The sequence below is a fragment of the Novosphingobium sp. MD-1 genome (assembly GCF_001014975.1).
GTDB lineage: Bacteria > Pseudomonadota > Alphaproteobacteria > Sphingomonadales > Sphingomonadaceae > Novosphingobium.
Genome location: NZ_BBXA01000006.1, coordinates 1 through 381 on the forward strand (window position 1 = coordinate 1; position 381 = coordinate 381).

General features: G+C 72.7%; 1 pseudogene. It reads left to right on the forward strand.

From position 1 onward, the window contains the following. Window positions 1-381, forward strand: a pseudogene (locus NMD1_RS00670) (alginate export family protein); the annotation flags it as partial.

Here is a 381-nt window from a genome sequence, read left to right on the forward strand (position 1 = left end):
GCTACGGCCCGCCCCAGCGGCCGCCCAGACCGCCGAAGCCTGGCAGGCGCCCACGCTGAGCATCACGCGCTATGACGAGGACTGGTCGGACCTGGCCGACGCGGCAAAGCGCGCCCACCACTGGACCGGCCCCTTCAAATACATCCCGCTGGGCGATGATGCCTGGCTGTCCACGGGCATCGAGGTGCGCCTGCGCAACGAGAACAACCGCAACGCGCTGTGGGGCGGCGCGCAGGCGCCCGACGACAGCTTCCTGTGGGTGCGCGCGCTGCCCTATGCCGATCTCCATGCCGGGCCGGTGCGCCTGTTCGCCCAGCCCATCGTCGCCTATGCCGCCGGCGTCGCTCCCGCCCCCGGGCCGGTCGACCGCACCGGGATCGA